At 73.4% G+C, this 21287-nt stretch carries 20 protein-coding genes and 1 tRNA gene; 10 read left to right on the top strand and 11 right to left on the bottom strand.

All coding sequences use genetic code 11. From position 1 onward, the window contains the following. Positions 1 to 107: 107 nt before the first annotated feature. Together IEX37_RS09255 and IEX37_RS09250 are read right to left on the bottom strand one after the other, a co-directional pair. The gene (locus tag IEX37_RS09255) at positions 108 to 362 is read right to left on the bottom strand and encodes a hypothetical protein (RefSeq protein WP_188756002.1); all 255 of its coding nucleotides are present in this window, start codon (positions 360 to 362) and stop codon (positions 108 to 110) included. Continuing rightward, on the bottom strand, positions 359 to 4090 hold the full coding sequence (locus tag IEX37_RS09250; RefSeq protein WP_373286262.1) for an AAA family ATPase: 3732 nt from the start codon (positions 4088 to 4090) through the stop codon (positions 359 to 361). The genes IEX37_RS09255 and IEX37_RS09250 overlap by 4 nt, the downstream gene beginning before the upstream one ends. Before the next feature lie 160 nt (positions 4091 to 4250). On the opposite strand from IEX37_RS09250, the gene IEX37_RS09245 reads away from it, so the two are divergent. Both IEX37_RS09245 and IEX37_RS09240 read left to right on the top strand, forming a co-directional pair. Next, a complete protein-coding gene (locus IEX37_RS09245; RefSeq protein WP_188755972.1) occupies positions 4251 to 4775 on the top strand; it encodes a methylated-DNA--[protein]-cysteine S-methyltransferase in 525 nt (174 codons plus the stop codon). Next, positions 4772 to 5368, top strand: a complete 597-nt coding sequence (locus tag IEX37_RS09240) for a DNA-3-methyladenine glycosylase I (protein WP_188755971.1) — start codon at positions 4772 to 4774, stop codon at positions 5366 to 5368. The genes IEX37_RS09245 and IEX37_RS09240 overlap by 4 nt, the downstream gene beginning before the upstream one ends. A gap of 34 nt (positions 5369 to 5402) precedes the next feature. Here the strand turns inward: IEX37_RS09240 and IEX37_RS09235 are convergent, their stop codons facing one another. Then, positions 5403 to 5939 (bottom strand): TetR/AcrR family transcriptional regulator, encoded by a 537-nt coding sequence (locus IEX37_RS09235; RefSeq protein WP_188755970.1) that lies wholly within the window; start codon positions 5937 to 5939, stop codon positions 5403 to 5405. A gap of 79 nt (positions 5940 to 6018) precedes the next feature. Between IEX37_RS09235 and IEX37_RS09230 the strand changes: the two genes are divergently transcribed. From IEX37_RS09230 to IEX37_RS09200, 7 genes are all read left to right on the top strand, one after another. Then, positions 6019 to 7095 (top strand): FAD-dependent monooxygenase, encoded by a 1077-nt coding sequence (locus tag IEX37_RS09230; RefSeq protein WP_188755969.1) that lies wholly within the window; start codon positions 6019 to 6021, stop codon positions 7093 to 7095. Positions 7096 to 7384: 289 nt separating this feature from the next. After that, positions 7385 to 8275: a response regulator transcription factor gene (locus IEX37_RS09225; RefSeq protein WP_188755968.1), complete on the top strand. Its 891-nt coding sequence runs from the start codon at positions 7385 to 7387 to the stop codon at positions 8273 to 8275. 113 nt (positions 8276 to 8388) lie between these two features. Next, positions 8389 to 8733, top strand: a complete 345-nt coding sequence (locus IEX37_RS09220; RefSeq protein WP_188756000.1) for a histone-like nucleoid-structuring protein Lsr2 — start codon at positions 8389 to 8391, stop codon at positions 8731 to 8733. A 127-nt stretch (positions 8734 to 8860) separates the two neighbouring features. Then, entirely contained in the window at positions 8861 to 9142 is a 282-nt protein-coding gene (locus tag IEX37_RS09215) for a Fe-S cluster assembly protein HesB (protein ID WP_188755967.1), read from the top strand. An 84-nt stretch (positions 9143 to 9226) separates the two neighbouring features. Then, positions 9227 to 9298, top strand: a tRNA-Arg gene (locus IEX37_RS09210). A gap of 25 nt (positions 9299 to 9323) precedes the next feature. After that, a complete protein-coding gene (locus tag IEX37_RS09205) occupies positions 9324 to 9665 on the top strand; it encodes a DUF2200 domain-containing protein (RefSeq protein WP_188755966.1) in 342 nt (113 codons plus the stop codon). 138 nt (positions 9666 to 9803) lie between these two features. Continuing rightward, entirely contained in the window at positions 9804 to 10442 is a 639-nt protein-coding gene (locus IEX37_RS09200; protein ID WP_188755965.1) for a 4'-phosphopantetheinyl transferase family protein, read from the top strand. A gap of 28 nt (positions 10443 to 10470) precedes the next feature. On the opposite strand, the gene IEX37_RS09195 is transcribed toward IEX37_RS09200, so the two are convergent. The 8 genes from IEX37_RS09195 to IEX37_RS09160 form a co-directional block, all read right to left on the bottom strand. Next, complete coding sequence (locus IEX37_RS09195) at positions 10471 to 10782, bottom strand: hypothetical protein (protein WP_188755964.1); 312 nt, start codon at positions 10780 to 10782, stop codon at positions 10471 to 10473. Continuing rightward, complete coding sequence (locus IEX37_RS09190) at positions 10779 to 11090, bottom strand: AbrB/MazE/SpoVT family DNA-binding domain-containing protein (RefSeq protein ID WP_188755963.1); 312 nt, start codon at positions 11088 to 11090, stop codon at positions 10779 to 10781. Before IEX37_RS09190 ends, IEX37_RS09195 begins: the two co-directional genes overlap by 4 nt. 85 nt (positions 11091 to 11175) lie before the next feature. Continuing rightward, entirely contained in the window at positions 11176 to 12477 is a 1302-nt protein-coding gene (locus tag IEX37_RS09185; protein ID WP_188755962.1) for a M1 family metallopeptidase, read from the bottom strand. Next, a complete protein-coding gene (locus tag IEX37_RS09180; RefSeq protein WP_188755961.1) occupies positions 12474 to 16421 on the bottom strand; it encodes a Pls/PosA family non-ribosomal peptide synthetase in 3948 nt (1315 codons plus the stop codon). The genes IEX37_RS09185 and IEX37_RS09180 overlap by 4 nt, the downstream gene beginning before the upstream one ends. 4 nt (positions 16422 to 16425) lie before the next feature. Continuing rightward, positions 16426 to 17085, bottom strand: coding sequence for a hypothetical protein (locus IEX37_RS09175; protein WP_188755960.1), 660 nt, complete (start codon positions 17083 to 17085; stop codon positions 16426 to 16428). A gap of 136 nt (positions 17086 to 17221) precedes the next feature. After that, positions 17222 to 17719, bottom strand: coding sequence for an HNH endonuclease (locus tag IEX37_RS09170; protein ID WP_188755959.1), 498 nt, complete (start codon positions 17717 to 17719; stop codon positions 17222 to 17224). Positions 17720 to 18101: 382 nt separating this feature from the next. Continuing rightward, complete coding sequence (locus IEX37_RS09165) at positions 18102 to 19001, bottom strand: M23 family metallopeptidase (protein WP_229663179.1); 900 nt, start codon at positions 18999 to 19001, stop codon at positions 18102 to 18104. A 264-nt stretch (positions 19002 to 19265) separates the two neighbouring features. Next, entirely contained in the window at positions 19266 to 19973 is a 708-nt protein-coding gene (locus IEX37_RS09160; RefSeq protein WP_188755958.1) for an iron-dependent transcriptional repressor DtxR, read from the bottom strand. A 160-nt stretch (positions 19974 to 20133) separates the two neighbouring features. Here IEX37_RS09160 and serC point away from each other — a divergent pair, with 160 nt between their 5' ends. Then, on the top strand, positions 20134 to 21243 hold the full coding sequence (gene serC, locus IEX37_RS09155) for a phosphoserine transaminase (protein WP_188755957.1): 1110 nt from the start codon (positions 20134 to 20136) through the stop codon (positions 21241 to 21243). Positions 21244 to 21287 lie beyond the last annotated feature (44 nt).

The raw sequence follows: 21287 nt of genomic DNA, 5'->3' as shown, positions 1-21287 counted from the left end.
GAACCGCCCACCCGGGGGCCACCCATCCGCTCGTTGAGCGAGCGCAGCGAGTCGAAACGGGCTGAGCGAGCGCAGCGAGTCGAAGCCGCGCCCGACCCCGTGCGGGGTCAGTAGTGGGGCGGGACGTCGCGGCGGAGGCGGTCGTCGTTGGGGCCGCGGTCGTCTGCGGGGGGCGCGGGGGGCTCGTCGCCGCGCAGGGTCGCCTCCGCGTCCGAGTCGCCCAGGGCGCCCGGGATGGGCGTGAGCCTGGCGCGGCGCGCGCCCACGACGCGCACGATCCGCTGCCGCGACGCGTCGCCGGACCCGTCGCCGGAGCCGGAGCCGGAGCCGGACGCGTCGCCGGAGCCGGGCTTGTCGCTCACACCTCGAGCGGCTGCGTGTCGCCGTCGGCGCGCTTGGCCTCCGGGGAGACGCCGAGCACGGCGGCGATCCGCTCGGCCACGGCGGCCGGGTCGCTGTACAGGTCGAAGGCGTGCACGCGCACGTAGTGCCACCCCAGGCGGCGCAGCACGTGCGGCCGCAGGCGCAGCGACTCACGCAGCGACTCGCCGCGCGACTCGGGGTCGGACTCCACGACCACGGCCTTGCCGTCGTGCTGCGCGACGAGCGGCAGCAGCCCGCGGTAGTCGACGTCGACGGCCACGCCCAGGCGGCGCAGCTCGCGCGCCAGCGCGAGCGTGAGCGGATCCGCCAGATCCTCCAGCCGCGCCTCGCGCCCGCGGGCGGCGATGCTGCCCAGGATGCCCATGAGCGTCGCGGCGCCATGCTCGAGACGCCCCTCGTCGAACGCGGACGGCCGGATCGACGACACGATCACCATCGACCGGCGCGCGCGGGTCATCCCCACCGTGAGCAGTCGCTCACCGTCCGGCGTCGACAGGTCGCCGAAGTCGCTCAGCACGCGCCCGTGCTTGGTGAGGCCGTAGCCCAGCGAGAAGATGACGCGGTCGCGGCTCTCGGCCACCGACTGCTCGAGCGTCAGCACGGCGAGCGGCTCGGCGGTCTCACGCGAGACGAAGTCGGCGACGTCCGAGCGCCCCGCGAACGCGGCCGTCACCGCCTTGCGCACGCGCTCGGCGTGCTTGCGGCTGGCGGTCACGACCATGAGCGACTCGCGCGGCCGGTTGACCGCGTGCTCGACGACGAGCGTCACGACGCGCGCGACCTCGGCATCCGGGCTCTCGATGGATCCCGTCACGGGGTCAGGGGTGCCGGATCCGCCCTCGACGTAGTCGACCGACAGGCTGCCGCGGCCCAGATAGGACCCGGCCCACGGCAGCGACACGATCTCGCCGCCGTAGAAGGCGTCGTTGACGAGCTCGGCGAGATCCTCGCCGCCCGCGCGGTAGCTGCGGGTGAGGGTCTCGACCGGGAGCACCTCGGCGAGGCTCTCGAACACGCTCTCGCTGTCGACCGTGGCATCCCCCGTCGAGTCGCCCTCCGCGGCGGCGCGCGTCGCCACCGTGAACGGCGTCGGCCGCTGCGTGACGGGATCGCCGAACGCGACGACCTGATGCGCGCGGCGGATGGCCGGCACGGCCTCCGTGAGGCCGATCGCGCCGGCGTCGGCGATGATCGCGACGTCGAAGGGCGGGTCGTCCGGGATCGCGGGCACCTCGTACGGCGCCGCGAGCCACACGGGAGCGAGGATGCGGCCGAGCGTCGGCGCGGAGCGCAGCAGGTGCCGCGGCGTGATGTCGCCCTCCGTGAGCGCCCGACGCAGGCTCGCGGACTCCTCCGGCTCGTCCACGATCCCGATGCGCCACTGCGCCGCGAGCTGCCACGCCAGCAGCGGACCCGACGCCGAGGCGTGCGCCTCGTCCACGAGCCGGAAGTCGCGCTCCAGGCGATCGACGACCGACGTGTTGGCGCCCAGCAGCGCGCGATCGGTCTGCAGCATGTGCTCGAGCGCCGACTGCCACCACGCGAACTCGAGCTCCTCGCCCACGCGCTCCTCGTCGACGTGGCGCACCGACAGCTCGGTCAGCAGCGGCTCCAGCCCCAGGCGCGCGAGCTCCGAGCGCAGCTCGGCGCGCTCGACGATGTTGTCGAAGACCTCCGACTCGGCCGCGAGGCCCGCGAGGGTGCGCACGAGCCGCTGCACGGGCATCGCCGCCAGCCGCGAGCCGCGCCCGAGCGCCTTGTCGAGGTCGGTCAGCTCCGCCTCGACCCGCTGCCACTCGACCTGGACGTCGCCGAGGCCGAGCGGGATGTCCGGGATCGTGCCGACGTCCACGAGCTTCTGCCACTGCGCGCGCTGGTGCTGGATCCGCACGAGCGCGTCGTGCATGTCGGCGACGTGCACGCCGGGCCGGACGTACTCCTTGGCGAGCCGCTTGAACCGGCGGCGCGCGGCGCTCGACATGCTCTGCGACTCGCGGCGCGACCCGTACGCGCGGATGAGGTCGGACAGCGGCCGCTCGAACACCGTGGGCATGAAGCGGTCGAGCGAGTCGCGGATGCCGATCAGCAGCCGCAGGAACTCGCCCAGCTCGTCGACCGTGGTGAACGGGCGCATGCGCGTCTGGGCGATCAGCTCGTAGCCGCGCTCGAGCAGCTGCGGCACGCCGGTGCGGTGCAGGCGCCCCGCCTGCTCGTGGGCGCGGCGCGCCTCCTCGGTCGTGGCGAACGTCACGCCGTACCAGGGCGAGTCGTCCGGGCCGACGCGGAACTCGCCCAGGCGCGCGGCGAGGGCGAGCGTAGACGCGGCCTTGCGGCGGTCGCCGGCCAGGGCCTCGAGCGCGCGCAGGCTCAGGCGCGCGGACGTCGACGGCGGCTCCGGCAGCGAGGCGAGCCGCGTCAGCGCGCGGGTCGCGTCGAGCACCGACACGCCGAGCCGGTCGTGGGTGCGGGTGAGCGCACGGCGGTAGTCGCGCAGCACCGTGCGCAGGCGCACGAGCGCGTCGTCGATCTCGGCGACCTTCGGCTGCGTGGCCTTCTCGTTGCGCACGATCGCCCGGATCAGGTCACGGCGCAGCTCGGTCGGAGACACCGCCAGGGCGTCCAATCCGATGCCGGCGAGCCGGTGCCGCACGCCGTCCAGCGTCGAGCGGCGCGCGCTGACGACGAGCACCCGCTTGCCGGCGCGCACGAGCGCTCCGACCGCGTTGATGACGGTCTGCGTGCCGCCCGTACCGGGCAGCGTGTGCACCACGATCGACTGGCCCGCCGCGATCCGGGCGAGCACCGCCTCCTGCTCGGCGTCGGCGTCCAGCAGCAGCGTGTCGGCGGCGGGCGCGCGCTCGTCCGGGCTGGTGACGACCGGGCGGCGCGCGTCGCCGTCGAGCGCCGCCAGATCCTCGGGATGCCCGGCCAGCGCGTTCAGCAGGGGGTGGTCGAGGTCGACCAGGTCGCGCGACATCACGGCGCCCACATCCGCGAAGGTCGACACGATCAGCCTGGGGCGCACCGCGAACGTGTCCACGTGGGCGGCCACGGCGCGCAGGTGGTCGATGACGGGCTGCGGCTTGAAGACGCCCTCGTCGTACGCGAGCGCGGCGAGGGCGTCGCCGTCGAGGTCGACGCCGAAGTGGTCGCGTACCGCGCGCACCAGCTCGGGGTTGACCGAGAAGCGGCCGTGCAGCTTCAGCTCGAAGTCGCTGTGGTGGCGGCGCAGGGCGAGCGGACGCAGCAGGACGGGAGCCGAGAAGTGCTCGTCTCCGATGCGCCACGCCGCCATACCGACCGCCAGCCGCACGGCGTCGATGCCGCGCACCGTGCGCAGCTCGAGGTGCTTGGCCGTGATGCGCTCGGCAGCGATGCGGGCGGCGCGCAGGGCGACCTCGTCACGGAAGAGGTTCGACAGCAGCGTCGACTTGCCCGTGATGAACTGCGGCAGGCTGCCCGGGTGCGCCTTGGTGATGTCGATACCGGTCTCGGGCGACTCGCGTCCGTCCGGCCCGAGCGGGTAGTGCAGGAGGGGGGAGACGCCACCCAGACCGCTCGCGATCGTGCGCAGCCGCTGGCGCTGAGGGTCGGCGACGTGCGCGACCACGACGCCGGGCTCGGCCACGCCGAGGTCCGTCGGGGTCACGAACGCCGCGGTGTCGTCCACCGCCGCGCTGCCTTCTACTCGCCACACGTGAGCCAGGGTAGGCGCGGGTGGGGCGTTCGGCGCTCCGCACCGCGGAGTTTCGCCGGATTGGGCACGGCCCGCCACACCTCGTCCCCAGCCGGCGAGGCGGGCCCCGTTGCCCCGTGTGCGCACGCCTCGACCGTGTGCCGTCGGCGGTGGGCGCCAGGATGGGAGCGTGACCCTCCGCTACGACCTGCTGCGCACCCCCGTCGGCCTGGCGATCGCCGTGCTGTCCGAGGACGGCGTGCTGGCGCTGCGCGTCACCTCGGACGATCCGGAATGGGCGCTGGAGCTGCTCGCCCGCGCGCACGGCATCGCGCCCGCGCACGCACCCGGTGCGGCGGCGGCCCTGGATGAGCAGCTCGCGGAGTACTTCGCGGGCGACCGGCGGGCCTTCACGGTGCCGCTCGACTGGGGCCTCACGCGCGACTTCGCGCGCACCGCGCTGCAGCGGGTCTGCGAGATCCCGTACGGGGAGACGGCGGCCTACGGCGAGATCGCCGCGGCGGCCGGCCGACCGCGCGCCGCGCGTGCCGTAGGGACCGCGTGCCGCACGACTCCCCTGTCGCTCGTGGTCCCCGTGCACCGGGTCGTACGCGCCGACGGCTCGCTCGGCGAGTACGGGTCGCAGCCCGAGACGAAGCGCTTCCTCGTGGACCTGGAGCGCGCCCGGCGACGACACGAAACGGAGAACCCATGACGCAGGATCTGATCACCGGGCCCGACGGGCTCGCCCGGCCGCTGTGGGCATCGCGCGACCCCCTTCTGCAGGCGTACTACGACACCGAGTGGGGCATGCCGGTGCGCGACGAGCGCGGCCTGTTCGAGCGGCTCAGCCTCGAGGGCTTCCAGGCGGGACTGTCGTGGGCGACGATCCTGCGCAAGCGCGAGAACTTCCGCGCCGCTTTCGCGGGGTTCGACCCGGACGCCGTCGCGCGCTTCGGCGACGCGGACGTCGAGCGGCTGCTCGGCGACGCCGGGATCATCCGCAACCGCGCGAAGATCCTGGCGACCATCGGCAACGCGCGGGCCACGATCGAGCTGCGGGCCGACGGCGGCCTGGCCGAGCTCGTCTGGAGCTTCCGGCCCGACGCGACCCCGGCTCCGCGCGCGCTCGCCGAGATCCCGTCCTCGTCGCCCGAGTCGGTCGCGCTGTCCCGCGAGCTCAAGCGGCGCGGCTTCCGCTTCGTCGGCCCCACCACGGTGTTCGCGCTCATGGAGGCGGTGGGCATCGTCGACACCCACCTCGTGGGCAGCCACCGGCGCGGCACGAGCGGGGTCTGGGCCGACTGATCACGCTCGGCCGCCGCGGCGCCGCGGCGGGTGCTCATGCGATCAGCGCGATCATCGCCGCCGCCAGCTCCTGCTCGTCGAGCGGCTCGCTGCGGCGCGCCCCGACGGCATGCACCAGCACCCCGTCGCAGAAGTCGACGATGCGGCGGGCCCGGCGGCGCGGGTCGTCGGTCACGCCGACCGCGCGCAGGAGCAGCTCGACGCGGTCGACGAAGCGGGCGTGCGCGGCGGCGACGGCGTCGGGGCGGTCCAGCGAGAGGATGAGGCGCGCGCGGGTCTGGGCGGCGTCGCGCTCCCCCAGCGCCACGACGGCCGCGGCGAGCATCCCCGCCAGCTCGGAGGGTGAGCCGGGCAGGCTGCGCCCCAGCGACTCCCACGCCGCCAGGTCGCGCTGCTCCATTCGGGAGATGGCCGCGGCGACGACGGCGTCGCGCGTGCGGAAGTAGTTCGACGTCGTCCCGGCGGGCACGCCCGCCGCGCGATCCACCGCGCGGTGCGTGAGCGCCCGGAGCCCCTCGCCGGCCACGATGGCGATGGCGGTGTCGGCGAGCTCGGATCGGCGGTCGGCCATGGCGGCATCCTAACGAGGCCATCCAGCTACTGACTGCATCCGTAGTGATGGGACACTACATCCATAGTACGCTGTCGGCATGCAGTCCATCGTGATCGTCGGCGGCGGCATCGCCGGCCTCACTCTCGCCGCCGCACTCGATCCGAACCGGTTCGACGTCACCGTGCACGAGCAGCGGCCCGACCTCCCCGTCGCCGGCACCGCACTGGCGATGTGGCCCGAGGCGCTCGAGGCGCTCGCCGACATCGGCGCGCTCGACGCGCTCGGCGACGCTCCCCGCGTCGAGCGCTTCCGGCTCCGGGCCGCCTCGGGCAGGACGTGGATCGATGCGCCGGTGCCGGGCAGCCTCCTCGTCAGCCGCGGCGATCTGCTGCACGCGCTCGCGGATGCCGTCCCCGCGCAGACGAAGCGCGTCGTCGGCCGAGTGGACGCGCCGCCCCCGGCTCCGGCGGGCGCCGTCGTCGTGGGCGCGGACGGCGTGCACAGCGTCGTCCGCGCGACCGTCGCGCCCCGTCGCGCCGCGGCGCGGCTCACACCGTACCTCGCGGTGCGCGGCGTGCTCCCCGACGGCGTCGACGAGGAACTGCACGGCGAATACTGGGGGCGCGGCGCGCTGCTGGGCATCAGCCCGCACCGCGACGGCACCAACTGGTACACCGCCTTCCGCAGCGACGCCGGACCCCGGCGGATCGACACGACGCAGGCGCTCAACCTCGCCCGGGCCCGGCACGCCGGCAGCCGAGCCGCCGGCATCCGGGCGGTCCTCGACGCCGCAGAGCCACCCACGACCCTGGCGCAACGCGTATGGACCACGCCGCCCCTTCGCACCTTCGCCGCGGGACGGACCGTCCTGATCGGCGACGCGGCCCACGCGATGACGCCCAACCTCGGCCGCGGAGCATGTGAGTCCATCCTCGACGCCGTCTCGCTCGCGCGCCTGCTCTCGCGGCTGCCCGTCGACGATGCGCTGACCGCATACGACCGCGAGCGGCGCCGCCGCACCCGTCGCATGCAGCGCGCGTCGGAGATCATGATGCGCGTCGCACTCGCCGAGCGCGGGGCGGTCCCGCGGGATCGGACGATCGCCCTCCTCACTCGTCTCGCCGCCCGGCGCGCAACAACGCGGACCCCGACCTCGCCCCGAGGCGACGAATGACGATCGAATAGCGGAATCCGTCGTCGCGGTTCGCAGCGATGGCACCGGCGCATCCGCGGAAAGCGGCGGCGGAAAGGTGCGCCTGCCGGGATCGGGAACCGCGCGAGGTCCCGAGTGCGATCGTCCGCCCGCGCAGAAGTCGTCGACGGGCTGGCGGCTCACCGTCGCGGCATTCGCGGTCGAGCTCCCGCCACTCGCGCCGGTGATAAGTTCGACGCTACATACGACGACGATGGGGCCGTCACCCCGAAAAGACCAAAGGGGCCGTCACCCCGAAAGCAGGTAGCCGGTGACCCTCCAGGAGCAGCGCGCAGACGACCGCCGCCTCGTGGCGGACGCGGTGCGGGAACTCGCGCGACAGACGCGATTCCCCGTGGCCTTCGGCGGCCTCTTCGAGGACGGCGCCGCGCGAATGACCGCGTTTCTCGGCAACCACACCAACGCGCTCGAGGGCCTCGCCGTAAAAATCGAGCGCGGCCTCGGGGGCCGGGCGATGCAGGAGCTGCGGCCGCGCATGACGGGCGATTACCGCTCCGCGCGGCAGATCACGCATGACTATGACCGGTACATCCTCGGGGAGGGCATCGGTACGCTCCTGGCCGCGCCGATCATCGTGGAGGGCCAGCCGCGCGGCGTGCTCTACGGCGGCACGTGGGGCCCCTGGGGCGTGGGCGATGTGAGCGCCGCGCCGGCGATGCGCGTGGCCGATGCCGTCGCGACCGAGCTGCGGGTGCGCGCCGAGGTGGACCGCCGCGTCGCTGCCCTGCGGGACGTGACCCCGCACGACACGCACAGCGTATCGCGCGCTCCGGAACCCCTTTCGGCATCCCAGCGCGAAGAGCTTCGCGAGAGCTATGCCGAATTGCGTCGAATCACAGCCGATGTCGCGGACGCGGACATTCGCGGGCGACTCGAGGAACTCGAGCGTAAGCTCGCCTCCCTTTCCGGACTGCCCGAAGCCTCTGCAGCGGTGAAGAAATCGGACGTCAAGCTGTCACCCCGGGAGATCGACGTCCTGGCGAGAGTCGCGTTGGGAGAGACGAATGCCGAGATCGGCGCGCTGCTCGGACTCCGTGAGGCGACCGTCAAAGCATACCTGAGCTCTGCCATGGCGAAACTCGGCGCCTCGACACGCCACGCCGCCGTGGCCCGGTCTCGTAAATGGGGCCTGCTTCCTTAATCCTCTGCCCGGCGCCTTTGCTCCATATCGGACCCCTATCCGGCGCGACGGACCGCAAAACGCCGGGCAGAATTACCCACCGGTATGCCGGCATGACGAGTTATGATCTCCTCATGGCAAGGAAAATCGTTCATCAGCTCGTCGACGACCTGGACGGCACCGTCCTGGAGCCCGGCGAAGGCGAGACCGTACTCTTCTCCCTTGACGGTAAGAGCTACGAGATCGACCTCACCGCGGAGAATGCGCAGTCTCTCCGCGACACCTTCACGCCCTATATCTCGGCCGCCCGACGCATGTCGGGTGGATCCTCGTCCTCTTCGGCGCCTCGGGGGCGGCGCCGCGGCGGTCAGACGGACTACGGTCCGATCCGCGAATGGGCCAAGCAGAATGGCTACAAGGTCTCGGAGCGCGGTCGCGTTCCGGCGACGATCATCGAGGCGTACGAGGCCGCGCACTGACGCGCCTCTGAGCCGGTCACGCCCGGCGCCCGATGCAGGTGTGTATCTGCTGGGCGTCGGGCGTGATGCTTGCATCCCGCTCTCATTCTCGGAATCGTGGCCGGTCCCGAGGGAAGGAGAGCACATCATGCTCACGCTCACCGAGAACGCCGCGGACGCCGTCCGCACCATCGTTTCGCAGACCCCGGATGCCGCGACCGCGGGTCTTCGCATCCAGGGCACGAGCGCGTCTGCCGAGGGCTACGCGCTGACGCTCGCGCCGGCGCCCGAGCAGGGCGACACCGTCGTCGAGAACGGCGAGGCCCGCGTCTTCCTCGAAGAGGCTGCGGCCGGCGAGCTCGACGACAAGGTGCTCGACGCTCAGGTGACGCAGGAGGGCGTTCGCTTCGCGCTCGCCCTGCAGCAGTAGCGCGCGACTCCCCGCACGGCGCCATCCGGCTCGGCCCGGGTGGCGCCGTGCCGCGTCCCGCACCCGGCTAGACTGGCCGGGCCAGCCTCTGTAGCTCAATGGAAGAGCAGTTCCGTCCTAAGGAAACGGTTGGGGGTTCGAGTCCCTCCAGGGGCACCGATGCGGGGTTACCCTTGCTGACGTGAGCCGGATCTTCTCGATGCCTTTCGCATCCGTGTACCCCCACTACGTCACGAAGGTGGAGAAGAAGGGCCGTACGCGCGAGGAACTGCACCAGGTGATCACCTGGCTCACGGGTTTCGACGACGCCGAGCTGGCTCGCCACCTCGAGGCGGGCACGACGTTCGAGGAGTTCTTCGCGGACGCCCGCTTGCATCCGAACGCCTCCCTCATCACCGGCGTGATCTGCGGCAAGCGCGTGGAGGACATCGAGGATCCCCTCATGCAGAAGATCCGGTACCTCGACAAGCTCGTGGACGAGATCGCCCGCGGGAAGGCGATGGAGAAGGTCCTCCGCGCGTAGCGCCTCGCGCCCTGCGCGCTACGGGTACGGGTGGCGGTATGCGACGTGAATGACGCGATGCGGATGACGGCAGGCCGTGTCCACAGGGCGGATCGGTCGGAGCCGCAACAGAGCGGGGGCGCCCGGCACAGGATCTGCGTGGGCCCGGCCCTCGTGGCCTGGGCGCACGCTCACCGCGGCACGCCGACCGAGGCCGACGCGCTCCTCGACGCGCTGGGGGATGCGCAACGGCGGCGCTGGGCCGGGCTGAACGGCACGGCGGCGAGCAGGTTCCTCACGGGACGGATGCTGCTGGCCGAGCTGATCGGAGAGCTCGCCCCCGGTCATCCGATCACGCTGTCGAGCCGGTGCGACCGATGCGGCGGCGCGCACGGGCGGCCACGGGCCGTCGCCGCGCCCGTCGTGCTGAGCGTGGCGTATGCCGGACCGCTCGTGGTCGCGGCCGCGGCCCGCGCCACCGAAGCCGCCGCGATCGGCGTCGACGTGGAGGCGGGGGATGCCGCGCAGCGACTGCCGGATCTCGACCGGCTGTTCGCGCCGGCGCCGCCGCCGGATCTGCGCGGATGGACGCGCATCGAGGCCGCGCTCAAGGCCGACGGGCGCGGCGTGCGCGTGCCGCCCGCGGACGTCCGGTTCGGACCGGCCTCCGCGCTCTCCCTGCCCGGCGCCGTCATCGCGAGCGTGCCGGGCCGCGCCCCCGCCATCGAGGTCGCGACGATCCCCGGTCCCGCGGAGCACGTGCTGAGCATCGCGATCGCCCCTCCCCCGCGCTCGTGACGCCGGAGCAAGGCGCCGGATCGGTGGGTCAGGGATTCCTGAAGACGTCGTGACCGCCGACCCGCCGCCAGCGCACCCGCACCTCGCCGTCGACGGTCACGAGCTCGAACGTCGCGCGGCCGTCCGGCGAAGCGAACGACCACGTCATCTCGAGCACCCCCGGAGCGGACCGCACCGATTTGACGCGCAGGGATGCCGGCCAGGGCGTCGCGGGATCCGCGGCGTAGGCGTCACAGGCGGGCACGAACTTCTCGCGAACAACCCGACGGAACTCGGCCAGGTGCTCGGGCTTCAGGCGACGCACGTCGCTGTCGAAGCTCGGCGTGACCTCGAACTTCACGAGGACTCGTCAAGCCGATCGACGTGGGCGAGGAAGTCCTCGCCCGTGTCGAAGGTCGTGACCTCGCCGGCTGCGACGTGCTCATCGACCTCGCGCTCACGCTGCTGCCAGCGCTCCGTCCAGAACCAGGCCTGATCAGCGGGGACCGGTAGAGAGGGCCGGAGCTCGACGACGCCGTCGGGCCGCTCAGTCACCTCGAGCTGAGCACCGGGCTCGTCCAGGTGCAGCCGCTGGCGCAGCTCCGCGGGCAGCGCGATGACGCCCCGGCGCTGGACGCTCACGTAACCGTGGAACTCTGCGGTGGACATGCGTTCAGTATCGCAGCTGGGCCGTTCAGCCGTAAAGCGGCTTCCCGGCCGGCACGGGGATGTCGGGCGGCTCGCCCCCGCCCGATCAGGCGGGCAGGGGCGGGAGCGCGGGGAGGGCGGGGGCGTCGAGCCACGGGGGCAGGATCGCCGCGGCCTCCGCGCCCGCGAGCTCCGCGCACAGCGCGAGGAAGTCGGCGGTCGTGGCGGTGGCCGCGCGATGGCGGCGCGTCCACTCGCGCAGCAGCTCGAAGAACGCCGCATCGCCCGCCGTGAGGCGGAGAGCGTGCAGGGCCAGGGCGCCGCGCTTGTACACCCGGTCGTCGAACATCAGCTCCGGGCCCGGATCGGACAGCACCAGGTCCTGGGGAAGCTTCGACAGGCGGGCGTGGTGGGCCAGCGCCTTCGCGTGCGCGTCGGCCCCGCCGGACTCCTCCGACCAGATCCACTCGGCGTAGCACGCGAAGCCCTCGTTGAGCCAGATGTCGCGCCAGCGCGCCACGCCCACGCTGTTGCCGAACCACTGGTGCGCCAGCTCGTGCGCGATCAGGCGCTCGAATCCGCCGCGTCCGTCAACGTGGTTCGCGCCGAACACGCCGACGCCCTGCGCCTCGAGCGGGATCTCCAGCTCGTCCGGCGTGACCACCACGGTGTAACCGGGCAGCGGATACGGGCCGAAGCACCGCTCGAACGCCGCCATCATGCGCGGCAGGTCCGCGAAGTCGGCGTCGACGCGGGGCGCGAGGGCACGCGGATGCACGAGCGCGCCCCGCACGGACCCCAGGTCCACGGGACGTCGCACGTAACGCCCGAGCTGCACCGTCACGAGGTACGTGGGCGTCGGCACGTCGTACGCGATGGCCCACGTGCGCCGCCCCCGACGCACGGGCGGCACGACCGCGTCGCCCGTGACGACGGTGTAGGCGGCGTCCGTCGTGAGCTCGATCCGGTACGTGGCCTTGTCGGCGGGCACGTCGTTGCACGGGAACCACGTCGGCGCGCCCGTCGGCTGGGACGCGACGATCACGCCGTCCTCCAGCTCCTCCCAGCCGATCGTCCCCCACCGCGTGCGGCGCGGCCGGGGCGCGCCGGCGTACGACACGGTGAACGCGAACTCCTCCCCCGCCTCCAGCGGCCGCCCGAGCGTCACGCGCAGCTTGCGGTCGCTCTGGCGGTGGGCGAGGTCGGCCCCGTCGCCGGCGCGCACGCGCGTCGCACGCAACCCGACCAGGTCGAGCGACACCGTCCGCGTGACGGCGAGCGCGGTCCCCCGCACCGTCGCGACGCCGCTCAGGCGGTTGGTCGACACCCGGTAGTCCAGCACGAGGTCGTAGTGCCGGATCCGGATGCCCGGATCCCCGCTCTGGGGGGTGTACTCGTCGACCGTCACGAACGGCCCGACCCGGCTGCGACCCGGGCGTACCGCCGCACCTTCACCGCGCGCCACGGCCCGATCGGGTTGCCGCTCCAGCGGCTGCCGACGGGGACGACCTCGCCGCGCATGACGAGCGACGCCGGCCCCACGGTCGCGTCCGCGCCGATCGTCGCGGCGGGCAGGATCACGCTGTGAGGTCCCAGGGTCGCGCCCGGTTCGAGGGTCACGGTGTCGATGCTCATCACACGATCATGGAACAGATGGGTCTGGACCACGCATCCGCGGTTCACGGTGGCGCCGTCGCCCAGGGTCACGAGGTCGGGCTCGGGCAGCCAGTAACTGTCGGTCCACACTCCGCGGCCCACCTTCGCCCCGAGCGTGCGCAGCCACATCGCGAGCGCGGGCGTGCCCGCCGCAGCGTTCGCGAACCACGGAGCCGCGAGCATCTCCGTGAACGTGTCGGACACCTCGGTGCGCCACACGAAGCTCGACCACAGCGGATGCTCCCCCGGGCGGATGGGACCGACGATCGTCCACTTGGCCAGGGTCGTCAGGCCCGCGGCGAGCGCACCGGCGCCCAGCAGCACGACTCCCGAAAGGAGGATCGCTGCGACCAGGCCGAGCTGCCCGATCAGGGCCGCCAGCACGAGCATCACGGCGGCGCCCAGAGCGCAGGTGAGGATCACGGGCACGATCCGGCACAGCTCCCACAGGGCGCGGGCCACGCGGAGGGAGGCCCGGGGGCGATAGGTGCGCTCCAGGTCGGCCTCGTTGACGACGCGGCGCAGGCGCACGGCGGGCGACCCCAGCCAGGAGGAGCCGGCCTTCGCCTTCTGCGGCGCGACGGACAGCACCGCCACGAGCGCGTTCTTCGGCACGCGGTGTCCCGCGGCCGCCAGGCCGGAGTTGCCCAGGAACGCCCGCTTGCCGATCCGGGCCTTGGCCAGCCGCATCCAGCCGCCGCGGAGCTCGTAGGTGCCGACCATCGTGTCGTCCGCGAGGAACGCGCCGTCGTCGATCTCGGTCATCGACGGGATCAGCAGCACGGTCGACGCCTCGACCTCGCGGCCGACCTTCGCACCCAGCAGGCGCAGCCAGATCGGGGTGAACAGGCTCGAGTAGATCGGGAACAGCAGCGTGCGCGCCGAGTCCAGCAGGCGCTCGATCGTCCACGCCTGCCACGCGATGCGGCCGCGCACCGGATGGACGCCCTCGGCCAGCCCGAGCGACAGCAGGCGCACGAGCGCCACGACGCCCGCGGCGAACGTCAGGCCCGCCACGAGCACGCCCGGCACGAGCCATGCCGCCACGGCGGGCACCGCGGCCGCCAGCGACTCGGCGCCGCGCATGCCCTGCGCCACGACGAGCCCGCCCGCCGCGAACCCGGCGAACGGCAGCAGGCCCACGGCCGCCGACGAGCCCGCGTACGCCCACAGCCACCGGCGCCGGGCGGGCGGGCGGTGCGGCGCGAAGGGTCCGGTCGCCGCGCCGACGCGGGCGGCGGGCGAACCGGCCCAGCGCTGGCCGGCCTTGACCCGGCCGAACACCGCCGAGCCGGGCGCGACCTCGGCGCCGCGGCCGATGCGGGCGCCGGGTGCGAGCGTGCTGCGCGCGCCGATCGTCGCGCCCGCGCCGATGCGGATGCCGCCGATCCGGACCGTGTCGCCGTCGATCCAGTAGCCGCTGAGGTCGACCTCCGGCTCGATCGCCGCGCCCGCTCCCACCTGGAGCATGCCGGTCACGGGTGGAAGCGTGTGCAGGTCGACGCCCGGGCCGATGCGGGCGCCGAGCGCCCGCGCGTAGTACGTCACCCACGGGGCGCCGGCCAGGCCGACGGGATCGATCTGCTGCGACACCTGCTCGGCCAGCCACAGCCGCACGTGTACGCCGCCGCCGCGCGGGTAGTCCCCCGGTCTCAGGCCGGCCAGCAGCAGGCGCGCGGCCAGCGCCGCGATCGCCATGCGCCCGAACGGCGTGGCGAACACGAGGATGCCGATCAGGATGAGCCACCCGGGCGCGTCGGGCAGGAACTCGAAGCCCGGGACGAGCTGCAGCAGCCAGCTCGCCGCGAGCAGCCACACGACCCAGCGTGCGCCGCCGAGGGCGAGCAGCGGCGCCCCCAGCAGCGTCTGCAGCCGCTGCATGCGGCGCGGCGTCGGCCGGGCGGTGCTGAAGCCCGACGGCTCCGCGTCGCGGGCGGCCTCGGCCTCCACGGCGGCGGCCATCTGGCCGAGTCTCGGCAGGTCGTACACGTCGCCCATCGTGAACTCCGGCGCGCGCGCCCGGATCCGCGACACGAGCTGCGCCGCGGCGAGCGAGCCGCCGCCGAGCTGGAAGAAGTCGGCCGACTCGTCGGAGGGGCGCGTACCGAGCACCGCGACCCACTGCTCGGCGAGCCACGCCGCCGTGTCCGACAGGCCCGAGTCCCCCGCGTCACCGCTCTCGAGCGGCCACGGCAGTGCGGCCTTGTCGACCTTGCCGGACGTGCGCACGGGCAGCTCGTCCAGCACCGCGAGCAGCGGGATCAGCGGGGCCGGCAGCGTCTCGGCGAGCTCGGCGCGCGCCGTCTGCCGGTCGAAGCCCTCGGTCGGGACGACGTAGCCGACCAGCAGCGGCACGCCGCCCTCGGAGCGCTGCACCGCCACGGTCGCCGCCGACACGGCCGTCAGGGCCTGCAGCGCCGCCTCGACCTCGCCCAGCTCGATGCGGCGTCCGCCGATCTTGACCTGGTCGTCCGCCCGCCCCTGGAAGACCAGGCCGGCCGCGTCCGCGCGCACGAGGTCGCCGGACCGGTAGGCGCGCTCCCATCCCAGCGTCGGCATCGGGGCGTACTTCTCGGCATCCTTCGCGGGATCCAGATAGCGCGCCAGGCCCACGCCGCCGATGATGAGCTCGCCCACCTCGCCCTCCGCGACCGGCTGCCCCTCGGCGTCCACGACCGCGAGCGACCAGCCGTCGAGCGGCAGGCCGATGCGCACGGGCCCGTGGCCGTCCATGAGCGCCGCGCACGCGACCACGGTCGCCTCGGTCGGCCCGTACGTGTTCCACACCTCGCGCCCCTCGTCGACGAGCCGCGCGGCGAGCTCGGGCGGCAGCGCCTCGCCGCCGAAGATCAGCAGGCGCAGGTTCTCGATCGCGTCGGCGGGCCAGAGCGCGGCGAGCGTCGGCACGGTCGACACCGCCGTGATCCCGTGCCCGACGAGCCACGGGCCCAGATCCTCGCCCGAGCGGACGAGCGCGCGCGGCGCCGGCACCAGGCACGCCCCGTGCCGCCACGCGAGCCACATCTCCTCGCACGACGCGTCGAAGGCGACCGACAGCCCCGCGAGGACGCGGTCGCCGGGCCCGAGCGGCGCGTCCTGCAGGAACAGGCGGGCCTCGGCATCGACGAAGGCCGCGGCCGAGCGGTGCGTGACGGCGACGCCCTTCGGGACGCCCGTCGACCCGGACGTGAAGATGATCCAGGCGTCGTCGTCGATCCCGGGCGGCTCGATGACCGGCGTCGCGTGAGTGCCCGGATGCGGGTCCTCGCCCGCGAACAGCGTGGCCGCCGCGGCGCTGTTCCGGGCCTCCCCCGCCGCGGGGCGGAACGTCCCGTCCGCGCCGATGACGCCGCGCACCCCGGCCTCGCCGAACACGAGGTCCGCGCGCTCCTGCGGATCGTCGGCGTCGACCGGCACGTAGGCGGCACCGGCGGCCATGATGCCGAGGATCGACAGGTACAGCTCGCGATCGCCCGACGGCATCCGCACGCCGACCCGGTCGCCGCGGACGACGCCCTGCTCACGCAGGCGCGCGGCCGTGCGCCACACCAGGGCGAGCAGCTCTCCGTAGCTGAGTGCGCCCGTCTCGTCCTCGATCGCCGAGGCCTCCGGATGCCGCCGCGCCGTCTCGCGCAGGATGTCGATCAGCGTGCGCGGGGCCGGGGCCGCCGCGGCGCGGTCGTAGACGTGCCGCACCGGATCAGGAGAGCAGCTCGATGAGCTGCGCCTTCGTCAGGCGCGAGTACCCGCGGTGCTGGGCCGCGCGGGCGCGGGCCCGCAGCTCGGGCACCGTGAGCGACGTCAGGTCGTCGGCCTGGAACGGCGCGACCGCGGCGCGCGGCTTGCGGCGCTCGGGGGCCGGCTCGGCCGCCACGGACGGGGCCGGGATGCCGTTGACGGCCGGCGACTCGACGTCGGCGGGAGGCGCGACCTCGGCGGTCGGCACCTCAGCGGGCGAGGGCGCCTCGACGGGCGAGGGCGCCTCCGCGCGCGACGGCAGCTCGGGTCCGGCCGGGGTCTCCGCCGCCGCGGCGCGCTCCGCGCGCTTGCGCGCCTTCGCGACGAGCTTCTCGGCCGCCTTCTTCTCGGCCGCCTTCGCCTCGAGCTTCGCCTCGATCTTCTCGGTCGCCTTGGTCAGCGCCGCGACGGCCGCCGTCGCCGTGCGCTCGACCTTGCGCGGCTTGCGGACGAGCTTCTTCTTGGAGACATCCGCCGCCTCCTTGGCCTCTTCTGCCAGCGACAACAGCTTCTTGGCGTGCTTCTTCGGCAGCGTCTTGCTGAGCCGCTTGGCGTCCTTCGCGGCGTCCGCCGCCGCCTCCGCCGCCTGTGCGGCCTTCTCCGTCTTGGACTTCCTCGCCACGACCGGACCCCCTTGCGTCAGTGTGCCCGCGCCCCCTCCGAGCGGGGCGTTGATGCGGCCCACAGAATACAGGGCTCAGGAAAACGGCCGGGGCGGACAGACGCGGACACGCCGCGAACGCGGACTCTCGGCGCCGTCAGGCGGCGAGGGCCAGATAGGGCTCCCACCGCGGGTCGGTGCGCTCCGCGCCGCGGACGGTCCACGCGGTGCCGTGCGGCGGGCGGGGCGTGATCCGCAGCTCCCAGCCCATCTCCTGCGGCGTGCGGTCGCCCTTGACGTTGTTACAGCGCAGGCAGCAGGCGGCCAGGTTCTCCCAGGAGTCGGCGCCGCCACGGGAGCGGGGCAGGATGTGGTCGATCGTGGACGCCGCCTTGCCGCAGTACGCGCACCGGTAGCCGTCGCGGCGCAGCACGCCGCGGCGGGTCACCGGGATGCGCCGCGCGGCCGGCACGCGCACATACCGGGTGAGGATGATCACCGCCGGTCGGTCGTACGAGGCGCTCGTGCCCCAGACGGGTTCGTTCTCGTCGCGCTCGATCACGGTCGCCTTCTCGTTCATCACGAGCACGAGGGCTCGCTTGAAGGAGATCACCGCGAGGGGCTCATAGCCCGCGTTCAACACCAGCGTGCGCATCTGCGTCCTTTCGATGGGTCCCGGACGGCTTCCGGGCTCTCGAACCAGCGCCACCTGCAGGTGCGAAGGGTGTGCAGAGACGAAAAAAGGCGCTGTCACGCAGACAGCGCCTCAGGCGCGGGGAGACCGCGACCCGTGTGCACACGATGCCGAAGGACGTAACGACCGAGCGCATCCGTGGTGCGGATGCGGGGTATTCGGTCCATCGGCTTCTCCCTTCACGCCTCTCGGCGACGGGAACAGAGTAGCCCACCGCGGAGGGCCCGGCGTCGAACATCCGGTGAACTTCCGGGTGTGTCGACCTCCGCCGCGACCCGCGACGCGACGAGGCCCGCACCCAGAGGGGCGCGGGCCTCGTCGCGTGCGGCCGGAAGGCCGGGGCTCAGGGCAGCCAGTAGAGCGGGTCGACGATGCCGCCGTTGACCCGGATCTCGATGTGCAGGTGCGGGGCGGTGGACCGGCCCGTCGAGCCGACGTAGCCGATGATCTCGCCCGCGCTGACGGCCTGGCCGGCCGAGACGGCGATCGTCGACATGTGCGCGTTGCGCACCTCGACCGCGGCGCCGTCGACCGTGGAGTTGAACGTCACGAGGTTGCCGTACGCACCCGAGTAGCCCGAGTACGACACGACGCCGTCGGCGATCGCGTAGATCGGCGTTCCCGTCGGGGCGAGCAGGTCGAGACCCTGGTGGCCGCGGCCGGCGCCGAGGCTCTGGCCCACCGTGTACGACCCGGGGGACAGCGGGTACACGACCGAGCCGCTCGCGGCCGGGGCCGCGTACGTCTGGGGCGCGACGGATGCAGTGGCGGGCGCGGCGGCAGCTGCCGAGGCTGCGGCAGCCGCGGCGGCCGCAGCGGCCTCCGCCTGCTCGCGGGCGCGCTCGGCGGCGGCCTTCTCGGCGCGGGCCTGCGCGATCTCCTCGGGAGTGGTCGCGGAGTAGTTCGAGCCCGCGATCTTGGGCTTCTCGACCTCGGAGGCGACGACGAGCGACTGGGCCTGGTCGGCCGCGACGTCGTGGATCGTGACCGCCGTGCCCTCGGAGCGGATCGCGGCGTACGCCGGGACGGCGACTCCCGCGATCAGCGCGGCGACGGCGGCGAGGGTGCCCGCCGCGCGCAGCGGGCGGATGCGGGGGGCGGCCGCACGGCGGGCCTCGCGCTCGGCGCGGCGAATCGTGGAGCGGACGAGCGCCGGGGAGCTCACGCGCGCCTCGGCGCCGGTGGGAGCGAGGCTCGTCCTGTCGGTGTCGGGTGCGACGGGTGACGAATCGTTCTCGGACAATCTGGTTCCTCCATCGCCTCGCGTTCGGGCACGCCGGCTCGTCAGCACTGGTTGTCGGGGCACAGTGTGCAGTCCGTGGAAACGACGAGCCGCTCAGGCGATTTCCCACGGATCAGCCCGAGTGAGGTTCACCCCGGGCATCCCCCAAGAGTAGAGGAAGATAACGAAATTGTCACACTCATCCGGAAAATGTGTGGAGAACCGGGCGGAACGGGTGCCGACGCTCGGGCCTGGCGAGCCCCGAGACGCCCGGAACGACGCGGCTCAGGCCGGGACGCGGTCGTCGACGAGGAAGATGTGCGAGGCGATCTCGACCGGCAGTTCCAGGCCGTCCTCCTGGCCGTCCATCTGCACCAGGACGTAGCCCTCGTTGTACCGGTAGGCGCCCAGTGCGCCCGGCACCACGCCGGCCTCCCGCAGCTGCTGCAGCAGCTCCGGGTCCACCTGCGCGGGCTCGGCGAGGCGGCGGACTGTGCCGCGGACGGGCGCGCCCTCGGCGTTGAGGCGCTCGACGAGGCCTACGACCCCCTCCTCGAACGTGTGGGCCGGCGTGCCGCCCAGCTGGTCGAGGCCCGGGATCGGGTTGCCGTAGGGCGACTCCGTCGGGTGGCCGAGCAACTCCACCAGGCGGCGCTCGACCTGCTCGCTCATGACGTGCTCCCAGCGGCACGCCTCCTCGTGGACGTACGCCCAGTCCAGCCCGATCACGTCCGACAGCAGGCGCTCGGCGAGCCGGTGCTTGCGCATGACGTCGACGGCCTTCTGGCGCCCGGCCTCCGTCAGCTCGAGGCGGCGGTCCTCCCCCACCACGACGAGTCCGTCGCGCTCCATGCGGCCGACGGTCTGCGACACCGTGGGGCCGGAGTGGCCGAGCCGCTCCGAGATGCGTGCGCGCAGCGGCACGATGTTCTCCTCCTCGAGCTCGAGGATGGTGCGGAGGTACATCTCGGTGGTGTCGATCAGGTCGGTCATGGCAGCCCTGTCAGAAGTAGCGGAATCGCGCGGGATCTCAGGCCATCCTATCGAGCGCGGATCGGCTCAGGCGCGTGCCCGCGCCCGCGCAGGCCCCCCATCCGACCGGGCCGCGGGCGGCGGCTCGGCCGCTCGTGCGATGGTCCCTAAGATGGGGCGCATGACGCTCACGATCCCCGCCGACCTGCTGCCCGCCGACGGACGATTCGGCTGCGGGCCCTCGAAGGTGCGGGCCGAGCAGATCGAGGCCCTGGCGGCCGTGGGCACGTCCCTCCTCGGGACGTCCCACCGTCAGGCACCCGTCAAGGACCTGGTCGGCAGCGTGCGCGAGCGGCTCGCGCAGCTGTTCCGACTGCCCGACGGCTACGAGATCGTGCTCGGCAACGGCGGGTCCACCGCGTTCTGGGACGCCGCTGCCTTCGGCCTGATCGAGCGCCGCAGCCAGAACCTCACGTTCGGCGAGTTCGGCGGCAAGTTCGCCAAGGCGGCCAAGGCGCCGTGGCTCGAGGCTCCCGACGTGCGCGAGGCGCCCGCCGGGTCGCGGGTCGAGGCCGCCGCCGTGGCCGGTGTCGACGTGTACGCGTGGCCCCACAACGAGACCTCCACCGGCGTCGCGGCGCCCATCGCGCGCGTGCACGGCGACGAGGGCGCGCTCACGGTGATCGACGCGACGAGCGCCGCCGGGGGCATCGACTTCGACGTCACGCAGACGGACGTCTACTACTTCGCCCCGCAGAAGAACCTCGGCTCGGACGGCGGGCTGTGGCTCGCCGCCATGTCCCCGGCCGCCATCGAGCGCATCGAGCGCATCGCGGCGAGCGGCCGCTACATCCCCGACTTCCTGAGCCTCGCGCAGGCCGTCGACAACTCGCGCAAGCAGCAGACGCTCAACACCCCCGCGCTCGCGACCCTCCACCTCCTCGACAGCCAGCTCGACTGGATCCTCGGCAACGGCGGGCTGGAATGGGCGGCCGCGCGCACCGCGGAGTCCTCGAGCGCGCTGTACGCGTGGGCGGAGGCGTCGGACGTCGCGACGCCCTTCGTCGCGGACCCGGAGCACCGCTCGCCCGTCGTCGTGACGATCGACTTCGACGACAGCGTCGACGCGGCCGCGATCGCCAAGACGCTGCGCGCCAACGGTGTCGTCGACACCGAGCCCTACCGCAAGCTCGGGCGCAACCAGCTGCGCGTGGCGACGTTCGTCTCGATCGAGCCCGACGACGTGCGCCAGCTGATCCGCTGCATCGACTTCATCCTCGACAACCGCTGACACCCGCCCGACCCGGTTTCGACTGCGCGCTTCGCGCTCCGCTC

Origin of the sequence: Microbacterium album (assembly GCF_014643695.1) — a bacterium.
GTDB lineage: Bacteria > Actinomycetota > Actinomycetes > Actinomycetales > Microbacteriaceae > Microbacterium > Microbacterium album.
This window is presented reverse-complemented; position numbering and strand designations above follow the sequence as displayed.